This is a genomic window from Sphingobacterium chuzhouense (assembly GCF_014692525.1).
Lineage (GTDB): Bacteria > Bacteroidota > Bacteroidia > Sphingobacteriales > Sphingobacteriaceae > Sphingobacterium > Sphingobacterium chuzhouense.
Genome location: NZ_JACNYL010000005.1, coordinates 188,505 through 204,804, shown reverse-complemented (window position 1 = coordinate 204,804; position 16,300 = coordinate 188,505). Strand labels below are relative to the sequence as shown.

15 protein-coding genes are annotated in these 16,300 nt (G+C 41.3%); 14 read left to right on the top strand and 1 reads right to left on the bottom strand.

The window, feature by feature from the left end:
* Positions 1-132: 132 nt before the first annotated feature.
* From H8B21_RS18595 to H8B21_RS18535, 13 genes are all read left to right on the top strand, one after another.
* On the top strand, positions 133-2,379 hold the full coding sequence (locus tag H8B21_RS18595) for a helix-turn-helix domain-containing protein (RefSeq protein WP_190315348.1): 2,247 nt from the start codon (positions 133-135) through the stop codon (positions 2,377-2,379).
* Positions 2,380-2,420: 41 nt separating this feature from the next.
* On the top strand, positions 2,421-2,639 hold the full coding sequence (locus tag H8B21_RS18590; RefSeq protein ID WP_190315347.1) for an AtpZ/AtpI family protein: 219 nt from the start codon (positions 2,421-2,423) through the stop codon (positions 2,637-2,639).
* A 12-nt stretch (positions 2,640-2,651) separates the two neighbouring features.
* Positions 2,652-3,050, top strand: a complete 399-nt coding sequence (locus H8B21_RS18585; RefSeq protein ID WP_190315346.1) for a hypothetical protein — start codon at positions 2,652-2,654, stop codon at positions 3,048-3,050.
* 62 nt (positions 3,051-3,112) lie between these two features.
* Positions 3,113-4,231: a F0F1 ATP synthase subunit A gene (atpB, locus tag H8B21_RS18580; protein WP_223815139.1), complete on the top strand. Its 1,119-nt coding sequence runs from the start codon at positions 3,113-3,115 to the stop codon at positions 4,229-4,231.
* A 51-nt stretch (positions 4,232-4,282) separates the two neighbouring features.
* On the top strand, positions 4,283-4,486 hold the full coding sequence (gene atpE, locus H8B21_RS18575) for an ATP synthase F0 subunit C (RefSeq protein ID WP_105727133.1): 204 nt from the start codon (positions 4,283-4,285) through the stop codon (positions 4,484-4,486).
* Positions 4,487-4,611: 125 nt separating this feature from the next.
* A complete protein-coding gene (locus tag H8B21_RS18570; protein WP_190315344.1) occupies positions 4,612-5,106 on the top strand; it encodes a F0F1 ATP synthase subunit B in 495 nt (164 codons plus the stop codon).
* 28 nt (positions 5,107-5,134) lie between these two features.
* The gene (locus H8B21_RS18565) at positions 5,135-5,680 is read left to right on the top strand and encodes a F0F1 ATP synthase subunit delta (protein WP_190315343.1); all 546 of its coding nucleotides are present in this window, start codon (positions 5,135-5,137) and stop codon (positions 5,678-5,680) included.
* 51 nt (positions 5,681-5,731) lie between these two features.
* Complete coding sequence (gene atpA / locus H8B21_RS18560) at positions 5,732-7,306, top strand: F0F1 ATP synthase subunit alpha (RefSeq protein ID WP_190315342.1); 1,575 nt, start codon at positions 5,732-5,734, stop codon at positions 7,304-7,306.
* Between the two features lie 61 nt (positions 7,307-7,367).
* Entirely contained in the window at positions 7,368-8,252 is an 885-nt protein-coding gene (atpG, locus tag H8B21_RS18555; protein WP_190315341.1) for an ATP synthase F1 subunit gamma, read from the top strand.
* A gap of 147 nt (positions 8,253-8,399) precedes the next feature.
* Positions 8,400-9,737: a DUF3472 domain-containing protein gene (locus H8B21_RS18550; RefSeq protein ID WP_190315340.1), complete on the top strand. Its 1,338-nt coding sequence runs from the start codon at positions 8,400-8,402 to the stop codon at positions 9,735-9,737.
* Positions 9,738-9,954: 217 nt separating this feature from the next.
* On the top strand, positions 9,955-11,262 hold the full coding sequence (gene der, locus H8B21_RS18545; RefSeq protein WP_190315339.1) for a ribosome biogenesis GTPase Der: 1,308 nt from the start codon (positions 9,955-9,957) through the stop codon (positions 11,260-11,262).
* A 17-nt stretch (positions 11,263-11,279) separates the two neighbouring features.
* Positions 11,280-12,752, top strand: coding sequence for a cysteine--tRNA ligase (gene cysS, locus H8B21_RS18540; RefSeq protein ID WP_190315338.1), 1,473 nt, complete (start codon positions 11,280-11,282; stop codon positions 12,750-12,752).
* A 23-nt stretch (positions 12,753-12,775) separates the two neighbouring features.
* Entirely contained in the window at positions 12,776-13,645 is an 870-nt protein-coding gene (locus tag H8B21_RS18535) for a DUF4440 domain-containing protein (protein WP_223815138.1), read from the top strand.
* A gap of 26 nt (positions 13,646-13,671) precedes the next feature.
* Here the strand turns inward: H8B21_RS18535 and H8B21_RS18530 are convergent, their stop codons facing one another.
* A complete protein-coding gene (locus tag H8B21_RS18530; protein ID WP_317170415.1) occupies positions 13,672-15,045 on the bottom strand; it encodes a peptidylprolyl isomerase in 1,374 nt (457 codons plus the stop codon).
* 158 nt (positions 15,046-15,203) lie between these two features.
* On the opposite strand from H8B21_RS18530, the gene H8B21_RS18525 reads away from it, so the two are divergent.
* Positions 15,204-16,295, top strand: a complete 1,092-nt coding sequence (locus H8B21_RS18525) for a lactonase family protein (RefSeq protein WP_190315337.1) — start codon at positions 15,204-15,206, stop codon at positions 16,293-16,295.
* The last annotated feature ends 5 nt before the right edge of the window (positions 16,296-16,300 follow it).

Sequence of the window (16,300 nt, the reverse complement as noted above, 5' to 3'; positions counted from 1 at the left end):
TCCCCGTTCGCTTGTTTATTCGGTGAAGTTATGAGTTTTCTTGAAATTACGCAATACATGTTCCTAACCTCCTTAACTTTTATTACATTTGAGGTTCAGTAACATGCTTAACAATCCCAAAAAATAAAATCGATGGAAGAATTAAAATTTGATAAACAAAACGAAGCCTTTTTGCAGGCTGTTTCTTTTGTAAATCAAACAAACCAGCATTTGTTCCTAACAGGTAAAGCAGGTACTGGAAAAACTACGTTCTTAAAATACATCCGGGAGAATTCACATAAAAAGATGGCAATTACCGCTCCTACGGGAGTAGCAGCTATGAATGCTGGAGGAACCACACTTCATGCACTCTTCTGGTTGCCGTTCGGAACATTTATCGAAGACTATCCATTGCAGTGGAATGAACAGGATAGTCATATATACAATAAGAGCCGGCTGTTTTCTACCATTAAACTGACCAAACAGCGAAGAGCTATTTTACAGGAACTGGAACTGTTGGTCATTGATGAAGTTTCGATGGTGCGTGCCGACACGCTGGATGCTATTGATGTTATCCTGAAATCGGTACGTCGTGATATGCGACCATTTGGTGGCGTGCAGATGCTCTTTATAGGTGACCTTTATCAGTTGCCTCCCGTTGTCCGGGAACACGAATGGCAAGTGTTGCGTGATCACTATAGCAGTCCTTTCTTTTTTGATGCCAAAGTTTTGCGGGAGCATCCGCCGGTTATATTGGAGCTTAGCAAAATCTATCGGCAAAATGACAGCTATTTTATTGCGTTACTAAACAATATCCGGAACAATAAATGTTCAGCGGATGATCTGGAAAAGTTGAACGTGCATTATCAAGACGATTTTTCTCCTGCCGAAGGAGAGCAATATATTACCTTGACCTCGCACAACAAATTGGCGGACGCTATCAATCAGGAACAACTGACAAGACTGAAGGGAACGATGCATAATGTACGGGCTGTCGTGAAAGACGAATTTCAACAGGCTTCCTTTCCTGCGGATGAGATGCTTCCTTTAAAATTAGGCGCACAGGTCATGTTTATTAAAAATGATAGTGGGGAAGACAGGAAGTTTTTTAATGGAAAAATAGGAACGGTTAAGGAACTCAATCTGGATCGCCATCAGGTTGTTGTGGGATTTAATGACGGTTCGGATGATGTCGTGGTACGTCGTGAAACCTGGGAGAATATCCGATATAAATATAATAAAGGTGAAGATAAGATAGAGGAAGAAGTGATGGGGACATTTTCCCAATTCCCCTTACGGTTGGCATGGGCCATTACCATCCATAAAAGTCAAGGACTTACTTTTGATAAGGCTGTCATTGACGCAGGGACTTCGTTTGCCGCAGGACAGGTGTATGTTGCATTGAGTAGGCTAACAGGGTTGGAGGGATTGGTGTTGAAATCTAAAATTCCGATGCATTCCATCCGAACAGATGCCCAAGTGGTCGATTTTATGCAACGGATGATGCCTAACGCCGAGGTCGCAAAAATATTGGAATCATGTCAACGTAACTATTTAGGACAGATTGTACTGCAAAGTTTTCGATGGGGAACCTTGGTTGAAAGTGTTGACGAGTTGAAAGAATCGTTAACAAACCGAAATATTGACGGTAAGGATGCCGCTTTAGCCTATCTGGCAGAAATTTCCACTGTATTAAAGGAACAAGAAAAGGTGGCAAATAAGTTCGTGACCTTATTGTATACGATGCTGCGGGATAAGGAAGCATTAGATTATAGTAAAATCTGCGAGCGGACAAAAGCTGCGGTAGCTTGGTTCTTGCCTCGGCTTGACGAAGAGATATTGCTAACGATGCAGGAGCATATCGAAGCTTGGAAAATTAAGAAGCGCACTAAAAAATATGTACAGGAACTGCGGTCAATACTGTTGGATTTTAGGCGTAAGAAGGAGCAGTTGGCGCATTGCTTGACGATTGCGGATATATTGACGAACGAAGGTGATTTGTCTCATCAAGTACAAACACTTAGCCAGTACGAAAAAACAAAGGATAGCGAAATTAAGGAAGCGGAGGAAGAAGGAGTCGAGAAAGATACCAAAACTATTTCGTTAGATTTGTTCCTCGATGGATTAAGTGTTGATGACATCGCGCAGAAACGTGGTATGGTCGCAGGAACAATATACGGTCACCTTATTCATTTTGTAGGAAATGAAGTGGAAGCTGAAGATTTAATAGAAAGCACTAAACTGGAAGTTTTATTGGATGTATTGCGTAAAAATGATGGGAAGTCTTCTTCGGAGATTAAGATGATACTCGGTGAAGATTATTCCTACCCGGATATAAAGTTGGGGCAAAAGGTGCTGGAAGTGGAGAGTGGGAAGTTGACAGGAGTCAATAGTCAATGACGAGTCAGGGATTATGAGTCACGAATAACGAACGGTTGAAAATGGAAAAATCAAATCGCAGAAAAATGGCTACATGGATTGGTGTGCCATTCCAAATGTTGGCGACTATCTTTGCAGGTTATTGGCTTGGAAGCTGGCTCGACGAAAAGTATGCGGTAGAAAAAAACTGGTGGACAATAGGGTTGACCTTATTCGCTGTTTTGATTTCCTTATATCAGCTGATCGTGCAGGTGCAACGTATGGGAAAGAACGGAAAATAAATTAATAACACATTGGAAATATTAAAAGCCACAGGGCAGTTTGCCTGGAAGCTACTATTGGGAAGTATATTTATTTTTGGAGGAGCATACTTCATACAACAGTCTGTAAACACGCTCTTTTTAGATAGTACTTTTGTGCCACTCTGTATATTGTTGTATTTGGTTACGGTATTTGCTTATGCCATATCGTATCTTGGAATACATAGTAATCCGGAACTTGGTGTGTATGCGATTCTTGGTGGCGTCATGATAAAAATGCTGGTATCGCTCGGTATTTTTATCGTTTTTCTGTACGGTTTTAAAGCCGAAAATAAGGTGCTATTAGGACTGAATTTTTTTTGCATATATTTATTAATGTCATGCTTTGAAGTTATCATTTTGTTACGTAACTTGCGGCGCAAAATAAAATAGCTAAAAATATTGTATAGATGGAAATAAGCCACTTTTTAACTTCAGCCAGAATCAGAACTTTGATGATTTTGTGCGTTTTTCTAGCTTCTTTCTCTTCGTTTGCCTCCTCTTTAAATACCACATCTGCACCGGAACAGCATGCCGAAACAGCGGATGACCATGCGCACGAGAAGAAAGGTTTTGACATCACCGCTTTTATTTTCCATCACATCGGCGATTCGCATGAATTTACTATTTTTGGTGGTGACCCGGAAGGTAAATCAAAATGGGTAGGTATCTACCTACCTGTTATATTATATACAGAAAACGGTCTGGTAACTTTTTGTTCTAGCGAATTTGAGCGGAACGACGACGGTACTAAAATCGTTGAGAAAAAGGGACAGCAGTTCGTTAAATACCACGGTAAGATTTATTACGCAGCGGATCAAGCAAATGATCACGGTTCTTATGTCGTATATGATGAAGAACATCACGCTACAAATAAACGCCCGTTAGATTTCTCCATTACAAAAAACGTATTCAGTATCTTTTTAGGATTCATCGTATTGATTCTTGTATTCTTTGCGGTTGCAAGAGGATATAAGAAAAACGCAGGTAAAGCCCCAAAAGGTATTCAGTCCTTTATGGAGCCGATCATTCTTTTTGTGCGTGATGAAATTGCTATTCCGAATCTAGGACACCGATATGAGCGTTTTATGCCTTATTTATTGACCGTATTCTTTTTTATATGGTTTATGAATATGTTGGGCTTGGTGCCATTCTTTCCGGGGTCTGCCAACGTAACAGGTAATATTGCCGTAACGATGGTACTTGCCGTCATTACGTTATTGATCATTTTATTTAACGGGAATAAGTACTACTGGGGGCACATTTTCAACCCGCCAGTACCTTGGTGGTTGAAACCGCTGATGATTCCGGTGGAGATTATCGGAGTATTCACGAAACCTTTTGCGTTAATGATCCGTTTGTTTGCGAACATTACGGCAGGTCACATTCTCGTGTTGTCTTTATTGTGTTTGCCGTTCATTTTCAATGCGAGTGCAGTAGCCGGAGGTTCGGTTATATTTACTATATTTATCAGCTTGATCGAATTGTTAGTGGCTTTTATACAGGCGTTTATCTTTACAATTCTTTCGGCATTGTTTATCGGTATGGCTATCGAAGAACACCACGAACATTAATAATAAATAGATTAAGGAAATAATTTTTCAACTAATATATATTTTAAAACTATGACTGGTACATTAGCCGCAATTGGAGCAGGTTTAGCTGCTATCGGAGCTGGATTAGGAATTGGTAAAATCGGTGGTTCTGCAATGGAATCTATCGCTCGCCAACCTGAAGCTGCTTCCAAAATCCAAACTGCCATGTTGATCGCTGCTGCTTTTATCGAGGCGGTTGCTCTATTCGCAGTAGTTGTTTCTTTGATCGCTTAATAATAGCTTCGAGAAACGCAAAGGACTAAAAGAACCTGTTTTGGGGTTGCCACTTCGGGTTCTTTTATTTGTCCACAATCAATAGTTAAAACGAAAAACTTAAACGTCATATATAGCATAATAATATGGATTTATTAATTCCCGAAATTGGTCTGATTTTCTGGCACACCGTTAGTTTCTTGATCCTGTTATTCTTGTTGGGTAAATTTGCTTGGAAGCCGGTGCTAAAAGCAATTAAAGAAAGAGAAGAAAATATTCAAAATGCGCTGGATTCGGCAGAAAAGGCAAAATTGGAAATGGCTCGTCTAACCAACGAAAATGAGCAGTTATTAAAAGAGGCACGTGTTGAGCGGGATAATATCTTAAAAGAAGCAAAAGAACTTAAAGATAAGATCGTTGCTGATGCGAAAACGGAAGCGCAAGAGTCTGGTAAAAAGATTTTAGAGCAAGCGAAAAGAGAAATTGAAGAACAGAAAAACAAAGCGTTGGCTGAGGTTAAAAATCAAGTTTCTTCTTTATCTTTGGATATTGCCCGTAAAGTATTAACAAAAGAATTTGAAGACCAGTCTAAACAGGACGCTTTTGTAAGTGACTTGTTGAAAGACGTGAAGTTAAACTAACGGGTTGTTCAGATTTTAAATTAAAAATATGTCGATTTTTACAGTTGCATCCAGATACGCTAAATCCTTACTTGACTTAGCACAGGAACAAGGCCAATTAGATGCCGTGAAGAAGGATATGGAAAGTGTGGTTTCGGTATTGAAGTCTAATTCCGAGTTGTTGGCTATCCTTAAAAATCCGATTATTAGCGGTGATAAGAAACGTAATATCTTAGCAGCGATTTTTGAAGGAAAGATTAGCCCTACCATTGTTTCGTTTTTCTATATATTGGTGAATAAAGGACGTGCAGCTATCCTGTTGGATATTGCTCAGGAGTTTGTTCGTGAATATAATGAGGCAAAGGGTATTGTGAAGGCATCTGTTACATCGGCTACAGCGCTTTCTGAAGCAAATCTTGCAGAACTTCAGCAGATTATTACAGGTGAAATCAAAGCAGAGGTTATCCTGAAAAATATCGTAGATCCATCCTTGATCGGAGGTTTTGTCGTACGGGTAGGAGATAGGCAAATCGATGCAAGCATTGCTGGTAAGTTGAATAAATTAGAAAAGCATTTTGCAGCGCAGGGTGTATAGTCCCTGGTATTGAATTAAAAATAGAATCAAAAACCCCTTATAATAATAACAATGATAGAGGTAAGACCAGATGAAGTTTCGGCAATTCTTAGAGAGCAATTGTCGGGCTTTAAATCAGAAGCCGAACTAGAGGAAGTGGGTACCGTACTTACCATTGGTGACGGTATTGCTCGTATATACGGCTTAACTAAAGTTCAGTCCGGTGAGTTGGTTGAATTTGATAATGGATTAGAAGGTATCGTTTTAAACTTGGAAGAAGACAACGTGGGTGTCGTTCTTTTGGGTTCTTCAGATGAAATCAAAGAAGGAGATACCGTTAAGCGTACCAAACGTATCGCATCTATTAAGGTAGGTGAGGGTATGTTAGGTCGTGTTGTAAATACATTGGGCCAGCCTATCGATGGTAAAGGTCCGATCGCAGGTGAAACTTACGAAATGCCTATCGAGCGTAAAGCGCCGGGTGTTATCTACCGTCAACCTGTAACCGAGCCATTGCAAACTGGTATCAAAGCGATCGACGCGATGATTCCGGTAGGTCGTGGTCAACGGGAGTTGGTTATCGGTGACCGCCAGACAGGTAAGACTGCGGTATGTATCGATACCATTTTAAATCAAAAAGAGTTTTACGATGCAGGTGAGCCTGTATTCTGTATATATGTTGCTGTAGGACAGAAAAATTCAACAGTAGCAAACATTGTACGCGTGCTGGAAGAAAACGGAGCGATGGCTTACACCGTTGTTGTTGCAGCATCTGCAGCTGATCCGGCTCCAATGCAGTTCTACGCGCCAATGGCAGGTGCTGCCATCGGAGAATTTTTCCGTGACACAGGTCGTCCGGCACTGATCGTATACGACGACTTGTCAAAACAGGCAGTAGCGTATCGTGAAGTATCGTTGTTATTGCGTCGCCCACCGGGTCGTGAAGCTTATCCTGGTGACGTATTCTATCTACACTCCCGTTTATTGGAGAGGGCAGCGAAAATCAACTCGTCTGACGATATCGCGCGTAATATGAACGATTTACCGGAATCTATCAAGCACTTGGTAAAAGGTGGCGGTTCTTTGACAGCACTTCCGATTATCGAAACACAAGCTGGTGACGTATCTGCATATATTCCGACAAACGTAATCTCGATTACCGATGGTCAGATTTTCTTGGAATCTAACTTATTTAACGCAGGTATCCGTCCGGCGATTAACGTAGGTATCTCGGTTTCACGTGTGGGTGGTAACGCGCAGATTAAGCCGATGAAGAAAGTATCCGGTACATTGAAACTTGACCAGGCGCAGTTCCGCGAATTGGAAGCTTTCGCTAAATTCGGTTCCGATTTAGATGCCGCTACGAAAGCAGTATTGGATAAAGGTATCCGTAATGTGGAAATCTTGAAACAAGGCCAGTATTCTCCAGTTTCTGTAGAAAAACAAGTAGCCATTATCTACGCCGGTACAAAAGGATTGCTTCGTTCTGTTCCTGTAAATAAAGTTCGTCAGTTTGAAGAAGAGTATTTAACGCAATTGGAGCAACGTCATCCAGAGGTTTTAGCAGCTTTCAAAGCTGGTAAATTTACGGATGAGTTAACAGGTGTGTTAGAAAAAGTAGCTAGCGAATTAGCAGCAAAATATTAGTGTTAGATATGCGTATTGTGTATAGCGATTAAGCATACACAATGCTCACTACTAAAAAAGAATGGCAAATTTAAAAGAAGTAAGAAACCGGATTAGTTCGGTAACATCAACGCAACAGATTACCAAAGCCATGAAAATGGTGGCTGCGGCGAAATTGAAGCGTGCCACAAACGCTATCGTACAGTTACGCCCTTATGCCAACAAATTAAGGGATATTCTGGCACAAGTTTCTGCTTCTGTTGAAGGGAATGATTCGCCCTATACGCAAGATCGGATACCGACGAAGGTATTGGTTATCGTGTTGACTTCCAATAGAGGTTTGGCGGGAGCATTTAATGCAAACGCAATCAAAACAGCTAATAGCCTGATTTTCGGTAAATATGCTGAACAACATGCTCGAGGTAACCTAAGCATCATTGCTATCGGTAAACGGGGCCATGATTTCTTTCAAAAGCGCGGTTTTAACGTTATTGGTAATTACAATGAGTTGTACAGCGACCTTAACTTCTTGAATGTATCCCAGGTAACGGAATATGCTATGCAGGAATTCAAAGCCGGAAACATCGACAGGGTAGAAGTTGTGTATAACGAGTTCCGTAACGCAGCGGTTCAAATATTGACTACAGAGCAGTTGTTACCGTTAGTGCCTCAGGAAAAACCGGAAACCGCAGTATCGGCGGAAACGGATTATATTATTGAGCCATCCAAAGAAAGAATCATTGAGGAGCTCATTCCTATAGCTATCAAAACGCAATTGTATAAGGCGGTTTTAGACTCTAATGCCTCTGAGCATGGAGCGCGTATGACGGCGATGGATAAAGCAACCGAAAATGCAGGTGAGCTACTGAAAGCATTAAAGTTATCTTACAACCAAGCAAGACAAGCGGCCATTACAACAGAGTTGACGGAGATTGTTTCCGGTGCGGCGGCGCTATCAAATGGATAAGATATATCATCGTATTTTAAAAAGGGAATCTTCACGGGTTCCCTTTTTTATTTTACATAGAATGGCATATTGTGCAAACGTTTGATGCGTTGTTTGCTTCTTTCTTCTAATAGAAACTGATTAAGTTTACCGTATAAACGGATTACTATGCAGATAATAAGAACGATTAGAATTATTACTTTACTAAGTTTATGTGTGGGTTCGCTATCTTTTTGTTCTAAGCTAAAAGACGATGCGATAGATAACGAAGCGGAATTGGCAGACTCTACATTGTTTGAGATCCCTCTGGCAGGAAACGCATTTATTACCAATAAACCTGAGCGTGCTGATGAGGCTATAACGGAAAATGGATTAGCAAACTGGACAGCTGTAGAGACTGTCTCCAGTGTTTATTTTCGCGTAGGACAGGCTGGCCGTCTCTATCTTAAATTGCGTGCTAAAGTTGCTCCTGCGGACAATTCAAGCACCATACGCGTATCGATTAATGACATTTCTAAAGAAGTGGCCTTATCGGGCGATGACTACCAAACGTATCATGTGGGATATTTCGATGTTGATTCAGGTTATGTTAAAGTGGATTTGCAAGGATTAACAAAGACGGGCGATTATTTTGCTGATTTATCGCACATATTGGTGGGAGGCAAACCGACGACCGATAATATTTTGTACGCTAACGACCCAGACTATTACTACTGGGCGAGGCGAGGGCCTTCTTGTCACATGGCATACACCGTTCCGACAACAGACCCTGTCGAATATTATTATGGTGAATTGATAGTGCCAATAGGAGAAGACGCCATAGGATCGTATTTTATGAGCAATGGGTTTAGTGAAGGGTATTTTGGAATACAGGTTAATTCTGCAACAGAGAGGAGAGTGTTATTTTCTGTTTGGAGTCCGCACAATACCGATAATCCAGAAGAAATTCCCTCACATTTACGTATTAACCTGAATAAGAAAGGCGACGATGTTTATACGGGCGAGTTTGGAAATGAGGGCTCGGGTGGACAAAGCTATTTGAAGTATAATTGGAAAGCAGGGGAGCCGTATAAATTTTTGCTTAAAGGCCGGCCGGATAATATCGGTTCAACCGATTTTACAGCTTGGATTTATTTGGAAGATAGAGGTGGTTGGAATCTGATTGCCAGTTGGAAGCGTCCGGAGATTTCCAAACATTTAACAGGTTTTCATAGCTTTTTGGAAAATTTCAATCCGGATAATGGACACCTTGGTCGGCGCGTTTTATTCTCTAATAGGTGGGTAAGAACAGTGGCAGGTAATTGGTTGCCAATCCAGGAGGCTAAATTCACGGTTGATGCGACTTACAATGCGCAGCAACGTATAGATGCCGTAGGTGGTATCGAGAATGAACAATTCTGTTTGCAGAATGGCGGCTTTTTCTCGGAAGTTATTGCTCCAAATAGTGTTTTTTCCATCAATCCACCAATAGAAGCACCTGTTATCGATTTTGATACCTTACCTTAGATAACGGCAGCATTATAATGCCATCTATTTTATGTAACTTTGTGACCTTATAAATAAATGGAGAGTGGCGGTGTCTAGAACCCATTACCGTCAATGCGAGAAGGAAGAATGACGACGTGGCAATCTGGTGATATCAAAACGTAGATTGCTTCGTTGCCGTGCGCTTCGCAATGACGTGTTTTAGAATGGAACATCTCCTCTTGGTATAAAATACAATATGGCAGCAAATATAGTGGCAATTGTTGGTCGCCCGAACGTAGGGAAATCGACATTATTTAACCGTTTAACAGAAAGTAGAAAGGCAATCGTTGACGATTTCAGTGGTGTGACACGTGATCGCCACTATGAAATGGCTGAATGGATAGGGAAGAAATTCACGGTTATTGATACGGGTGGATTCGTTCATGGTTCGGATGATGTCTTCGAAGAAGCTATTCGGGATCAGGTTCATATCGCCATAGATGAAGCATCCGTTATCCTTTTTATGGTAGATGTGACGACAGGTATCACAGATCTAGATGATGAAATTGCCGATATACTTCGTCGCACTTCTAAACCTGTATATGTCGTTGCTAATAAAGTAGATCATGCTAAAAGAACCCATGAATCGGCGGAGTTTTACGCGTTTGGATTGGGCGAAGTTTATAATGTATCCTCGATAACCGGTTCGGGTACAGGAGAATTGCTAGATGCCGTAGTGTCTCATTTCCCGGAAGAGAAAGAAGAAGAGGAAATCTCCTTACCTAAGCTAGCGATCGTCGGTCGTCCGAATGTCGGAAAATCATCGTTAACGAATGCGCTATTAGGTAAGGAAAGAAATATTGTGACTGATATTGCTGGGACGACCCGTGATTCTATACGCATTCACTATAATCAATTTGGTAACGAGTTTTTACTTATCGATACGGCAGGGCTTCGTCGGAAGAATAAAGTGAACGAGGATATCGAATTCTATTCCGTTATGCGGACGATCAAAGCATTGGAAGATTCGGATGTCGTTATTCTGATGCTAGATGCTAATGATGGAATTGAATCACAAGATATTAACATCTTTCACTTGGCAGAAAAGAATAAGAAGGGTGTGATGATTGTGGTCAACAAATGGGATACCATTGAAAAGGATCACAAGACCACGAAAGAGTTTGAGACGCGTATCCGCGAAAAAATTTCACCGTTCACAGATGTTCCAATTATCTTTACTTCCGTAACAGAAAAACAACGCATATTTAAAGTGGTGGAAAAAGCCATGGAGGTGTATGCAAATAAAACGAAAAAGATACCGACCTCTAAACTCAATGACGTCATGTTGGAAGTCATCCAAAACTATCCGCCGCCCGCTATCAAAGGAAAATACATCAAGGTCAAGTATATCACGCAACTTACCGGACGCTCGCCGATGTTTGCGTTTTTCTGTAACCTACCGCAATATATCAAAGAGCCATATAAGCGCTTTATTGAGAATAAATTGCGGGAGCATTTTGATTTTACGGGAGTGCCTATTCAAGTATTTTTTAGACAAAAGTAAGCTGATTTTAGATTTTTATGGAACCTAATCTTGTTCTTTATAACACCCTTACCCGAAAAAAAGAAAAGTTTGAACCCCTTAACCCGCCGTTTGTAGGCATGTATGTATGTGGCCCTACGGTATACAGCGATGTGCATTTAGGGAATTGCCGTACGTTCGTGTCGTTCGACATGATCTTTCGTTACTTGTTACATCTAGGGTATAAGGTAAGATATGTAAGAAATATTACCGATGCGGGGCATCTTGAAGGTGATCGGGATGAAGGCGATGATAAGTTTTCCAAAAAGGCAAAATTAGAGCAATTAGAACCCATGGAAATCGTGCAGAAATATACGCTGGGGTTCCATGAGGTTTTGCGCCTATTCAATACCTTGCCACCTAGCATCGAACCTACGGCAACAGGGCATATTCTTGAACAGATTGAGATGGTGCAACGCATTATCGACAATGGTTACGCTTACGAAGTCAATGGTACGGTATACTTTGACGTAGACAAATATGTCAAAGAACACGACTATACGATTTTGACCAACCGTAAGCTGGAGGATCTCTTAAACAATACCCGTGAACTAGGCGGACAGGATGAAAAGCACGGGCGGTTGGATTTTGCCCTATGGATCAAAGCGAAGCCGGAGCATATCATGCGCTGGCCGGCTCCTTGGAGCGTAGGGTTTCCAGGCTGGCATATCGAGTGTTCGGCTATGAGCAGTAAATATCTCGGTGCGCAGTTCGATATCCACGGTGGGGGAATGGATCTTGCAGCGACACACCATACGAATGAGATAGCCCAATCGGAAGCTTGTCATCACGTTCAGCCGGCTAAATATTGGATGCATACGAATATGCTGACCGTAAATGGTGCACGGATGTCGAAATCTGCCGGGAACGGCTTTTTACCCCACGAACTGTTTACGGGCAATCACCCGTTGTTAGATAGGGGATATTCCCCCATGTCGGTTCGGTTTTTTATGATGCAGGCGCATTACCGTAGTACATTGGATTTCTCCAATGACGCATTGGATGCAGCTGATAAGGGGTATAAGCGCTTGATGAACGCTATAGCGCTGTTAGACAAGATAAAACCTTCGAACGGAAGTAACGGTGATTTTGACCTTGTTGCCTTAAGGCAAAGGTGTTATAAGGCTATGGACGATGATTTCAATACGCCAGTGCTTATAGCCGAATTGTTTGAAGCAGTCCGTTTTATCAATGCAGCATACGACGGTAAGATGGCGATGGATCAAACGATGCTGGACGAGCTCAAGTCGTTTATGCAGGTTTTTGTAGTGGATATATTAGGCTTGAGAAATGATGCTTTAGAAGGCGATGCCGACGATACCGATGCATTAATGCAGATTATTATCAATCTGCGCAATGAAGCAAAGAAAAATAAAGATTTTACAACATCAGATCGTATTCGTGAAGATCTGCAATCTATTGGTGTCCAATTAAAAGATAGCAAGGATGGAACGCTTTGGAATAAGATTTGATTGTAAACGACAAAATTGCGTAAATGAAACTTATAAAAATCTATTCGTCAATAACCACCCTCATACTCAGTATTACTTTTTCGGGTGTATATGCACAGTTACCGGATAAAGTAGGGAGCTTAATTACTGCAGATCGGACGGCGTCCAACATAGCAAAAAAGGAAAACCCATACAAAGCATTTATGTCTATCGTAGACAAGGAATCAACACTATATGTTCCGTCGCCGGTAAACGCCATCAATTATCTGAATAATCGGCCGAATATACCTGATATCATGTCATGGGAGCCAAATTTTGCATTGGTATCCAAAAGTTTGGATTGGGGGGTGACATCTGGGCCGATGGAGTTTCAGAAAGTAGGTGCTATAAAAAGATATGGACAATACCTCACGGTTTGGCGTCGCGATAGAAAAGGAAACTGGAAAGTACATATAAGGGCTGAAGTTGAGAATTTTGGAAAGGGAGCCAAATCCGATTTGGTGTATTATGAGCCGGATGACTCTTGGTACTTGAAGCATCGCTCGAAAGTGCGCTTGCAGCAGCGAGAGGAAGTTGTAACACAAAGCGACGAGCTCTTCTCCACGATCTTAAAAGCAAACAACGAAACGGCGTTCAATGAATTTTTGGCAGACGATGTACGTTATTATTATCCGTGGGAGGCAGAAATAGAAGGAAAGAAAAACGTACTTGCTTTTCTAAAGAAAAAGAGAATAGAAATTACGACAGATCCATCCGGTGTCGGCCGTGCATATAGCGGTGAATATGCTTACACTTCTGGAACAGCGACCGTGAGATCTAAAGAAAAAGTCGTTAAATTTAATTATATCCGCATTTGGCAACTGAAAGACGATTATCAGTGGCGGGTCGCTATAGAGATGATGTTTGAAAGATAAAAAAAAGAGGCCCGCGCCTCTTTTTTTTATTTATTAGCTAAAACCTCTTTGGTCTCGTCCATCCATGGTTTCAATACATCACATTTAAGGAAATCTTCATTGATGTCAATAAAAGTGTTCTCCTTGCGTTGCTCAAACCATTCACTAAGTTTTCGGTTAACTTTATCCTGACTCGCCGCTTCCTGTATCTTGGCAAAATCTTGTTCTAAATTTGCTTTATGCGGTGCTACGCGAGATTTAAGATAGACGAATTTGTATACCTGTTCACCTGTTTGATCTGCGGAGAGAAATGACTTAGAATATTGTCCAACCTCAAGCGGATCTATGGCTGTAAAAGTCTCCTTATCCAATCTGTTGATTGGAATCAAAGGAGAATGATCCTCAGGGTTCATGATCATCCCCCCGGAATACTTTGTTTCGTTATTATCGGAATGTAAGGCTGCTGCGGTGTGAAACGCTAGCTTCCCTTCGGACACCTTGTCGTAGATACTGTCTATTTTCGCTTTTGCGCGTTGCAAGCTAGCTGATGTAGGTTTCTTTTTAATCAATACGTGACGAACATTGACCTCCTCACCTCGTCGTTGCAACACCTGCAAAAAGTGGAAACCAAATTGTGTCTCAAACACCGGCGAAACTTCTCCCTCCTTAAGCTTAAATGCCATGGCGGAAAATTCCTTTACATAGTGATCCCGTGTGGCAAACCCTAACTCTCCACCATACGGAGCTGATCCATCTTCTGAATATAATCGAGCTACTGTTCCAAAGTCCGAACCATTTACCACTTGCTGTCTATATCCTTCGGCTTTTTTTCTAAATTGCTCTTTTTCTTCCTTGGTTAATTCAGGCTTGATAACAACTTCACCGATTTCTACTTCCGTATCAAAATAAGGAAGGCTATCCTGATCAAGGCTTTCAAAATATTGCTTTACTTCCGCAGGTGTAACGTTAATTGTAGAAACAATAGTTTGCTGCATCCGCTGTGCTTTAAGTTGTTCCGCTTGGGTACTGCGCATTTCTTCTTTATATTGCAGAAGCGAGCGGTTTAAGAACTCTTCCAGTCGTTCCTTTCCTCCAGCTTGTCTTACCATGACTTGCATTTTTCTATTCAAGTTATCATCAACCTCCGCTTCAGATACTTCAATGGAGTCGATAGCAGCCTGTTGGGATAATAGCTTTTGGGTAAGGAGCTGTTGTAAGACATAACATTTCATGTCGTCGTTCGGTTTTTCTCCTTGTGCTAAATATTGTGCATATTGCATTTCTACATCGGATTGCAAAATGATGCTGGAACCTACGGTGGCAACCACCCGGTCTACCAATCTCCCTTGTGCATACACGGATTGCAAACAAATGATGGCCATAATTGCCATTCCCAGTAAACTTATATATTTCTTCATCATAAAACGTTGCCTCTAAAGCACTGCAAAATTACCCACTTTCTTCTCAAAAGTACTAAAACTTTGCCCGTTAATATGTTAAAAATGTTAAAAAATAAAACGGACTAATTTCAAGTGCTAAAATGTGTAATTTAGCATCAGTTACTTCATGAGGACAAAATATGAGAGCATCCATGATATTTGTATTAGGCTGTATAGCCCAATGGTCGATAGCACAAGAGATTCCTATGTTTATAGGCACGTATACACATGCCGGGAGTCAGGGGATTTATTTGTACATGTTTGACGAGAATAGCGGAGACGCTACCATGTATTCATCGACCGCTAGTGAACATCCGTCCTTTTTAGCTAGATCGGCGAAAGGAGATATGTTGTATGCAGTAAATGAAACAGGAGATAGTTCAGCTGCACTGTCCTCATTTACTTTTGATGGTGATGCATTGTCTTTTGTGGATGCCATGTCTACAGAAGGAAGTTACCCATGTCACGTTGCCGTAAGCAAACGTCATCCCATCGCGGTTGTTTCTAATTATGGCGGAGGTTCTCTGTCGGTATATCGACTGGAGAAAAATGGTGGTTTAGCAGAGAAGATACAGTATATACAGCAAGAGGGAACGGGCCCCAACAAAGAAAGGCAGGAGGCTTCGCATGTGCATTCTGCTTTCTTCAGCCCAGATGAAAAACATGTATACGTACAAAATCTTGGCACGGATAAGGTCACCATTTATCGGATAGATAAAAAGAATGATAACTATACTTTAGTAGAAGAAAATCACATATCAACCCCGGCAGGAGGTGGTCCCCGCCATCTGGTATTTGATGAAAAAGGGAAAAACATATACGTGCTGTTGGAAATGACTGCCAAGATTGCCCATTATGAAAAGGATGGCGAAAACTGGACGTTAGTGGATACGGTTTCCATCAATGAAGATGATTTTGAAGGGGAAGATGGCGCAGCAGAAATAAAGCGTTCGGCTGACGGAAAGTTTATCTATGCCTCCAATCGTGGTGATGCTAATACTATTGCGCTATTCGCTGTAGACAAATCAGGTAGGCTGGAACGTCAAAAAGTATATCCTACCGGCGGAGAAGGGCCTAGGAATTTTAATATCTCTCCAGATGGACGATATCTGTTAGTGGCAAATCAAAATACGAATAATATTACCGTTTTTGAACGTAACCAGGAAACTGGAGAATTGACAGACACGGGGAAACAAATCGAGGTATCCACACCGGTTTGTATTGTTTTTTAAACTCT

Coding starts and splice junctions, on each gene's coding strand:
- H8B21_RS18595 (WP_190315348.1), top strand. CDS start 133: ATGGAAGAATTAAAATTTGATAAACAAAACGAAGCCTTTTTGCAGGCT.
- H8B21_RS18590 (WP_190315347.1), top strand. CDS start 2,421: ATGGAAAAATCAAATCGCAGAAAAATGGCTACATGGATTGGTGTGCCA.
- atpB (WP_223815139.1), top strand. CDS start 3,113: ATGATTTTGTGCGTTTTTCTAGCTTCTTTCTCTTCGTTTGCCTCCTCT.
- atpE (WP_105727133.1), top strand. CDS start 4,283: ATGACTGGTACATTAGCCGCAATTGGAGCAGGTTTAGCTGCTATCGGA.
- H8B21_RS18570 (WP_190315344.1), top strand. CDS start 4,612: ATGGATTTATTAATTCCCGAAATTGGTCTGATTTTCTGGCACACCGTT.
- H8B21_RS18565 (WP_190315343.1), top strand. CDS start 5,135: ATGTCGATTTTTACAGTTGCATCCAGATACGCTAAATCCTTACTTGAC.
- atpA (WP_190315342.1), top strand. CDS start 5,732: ATGATAGAGGTAAGACCAGATGAAGTTTCGGCAATTCTTAGAGAGCAA.
- atpG (WP_190315341.1), top strand. CDS start 7,368: ATGGCAAATTTAAAAGAAGTAAGAAACCGGATTAGTTCGGTAACATCA.
- H8B21_RS18550 (WP_190315340.1), top strand. CDS start 8,400: ATGCAGATAATAAGAACGATTAGAATTATTACTTTACTAAGTTTATGT.
- der (WP_190315339.1), top strand. CDS start 9,955: ATGGCAGCAAATATAGTGGCAATTGTTGGTCGCCCGAACGTAGGGAAA.
- cysS (WP_190315338.1), top strand. CDS start 11,280: ATGGAACCTAATCTTGTTCTTTATAACACCCTTACCCGAAAAAAAGAA.
- H8B21_RS18535 (WP_223815138.1), top strand. CDS start 12,776: ATGAAACTTATAAAAATCTATTCGTCAATAACCACCCTCATACTCAGT.
- H8B21_RS18530 (WP_317170415.1), bottom strand. CDS start 15,045: ATGATGAAGAAATATATAAGTTTACTGGGAATGGCAATTATGGCCATC.
- H8B21_RS18525 (WP_190315337.1), top strand. CDS start 15,204: ATGAGAGCATCCATGATATTTGTATTAGGCTGTATAGCCCAATGGTCG.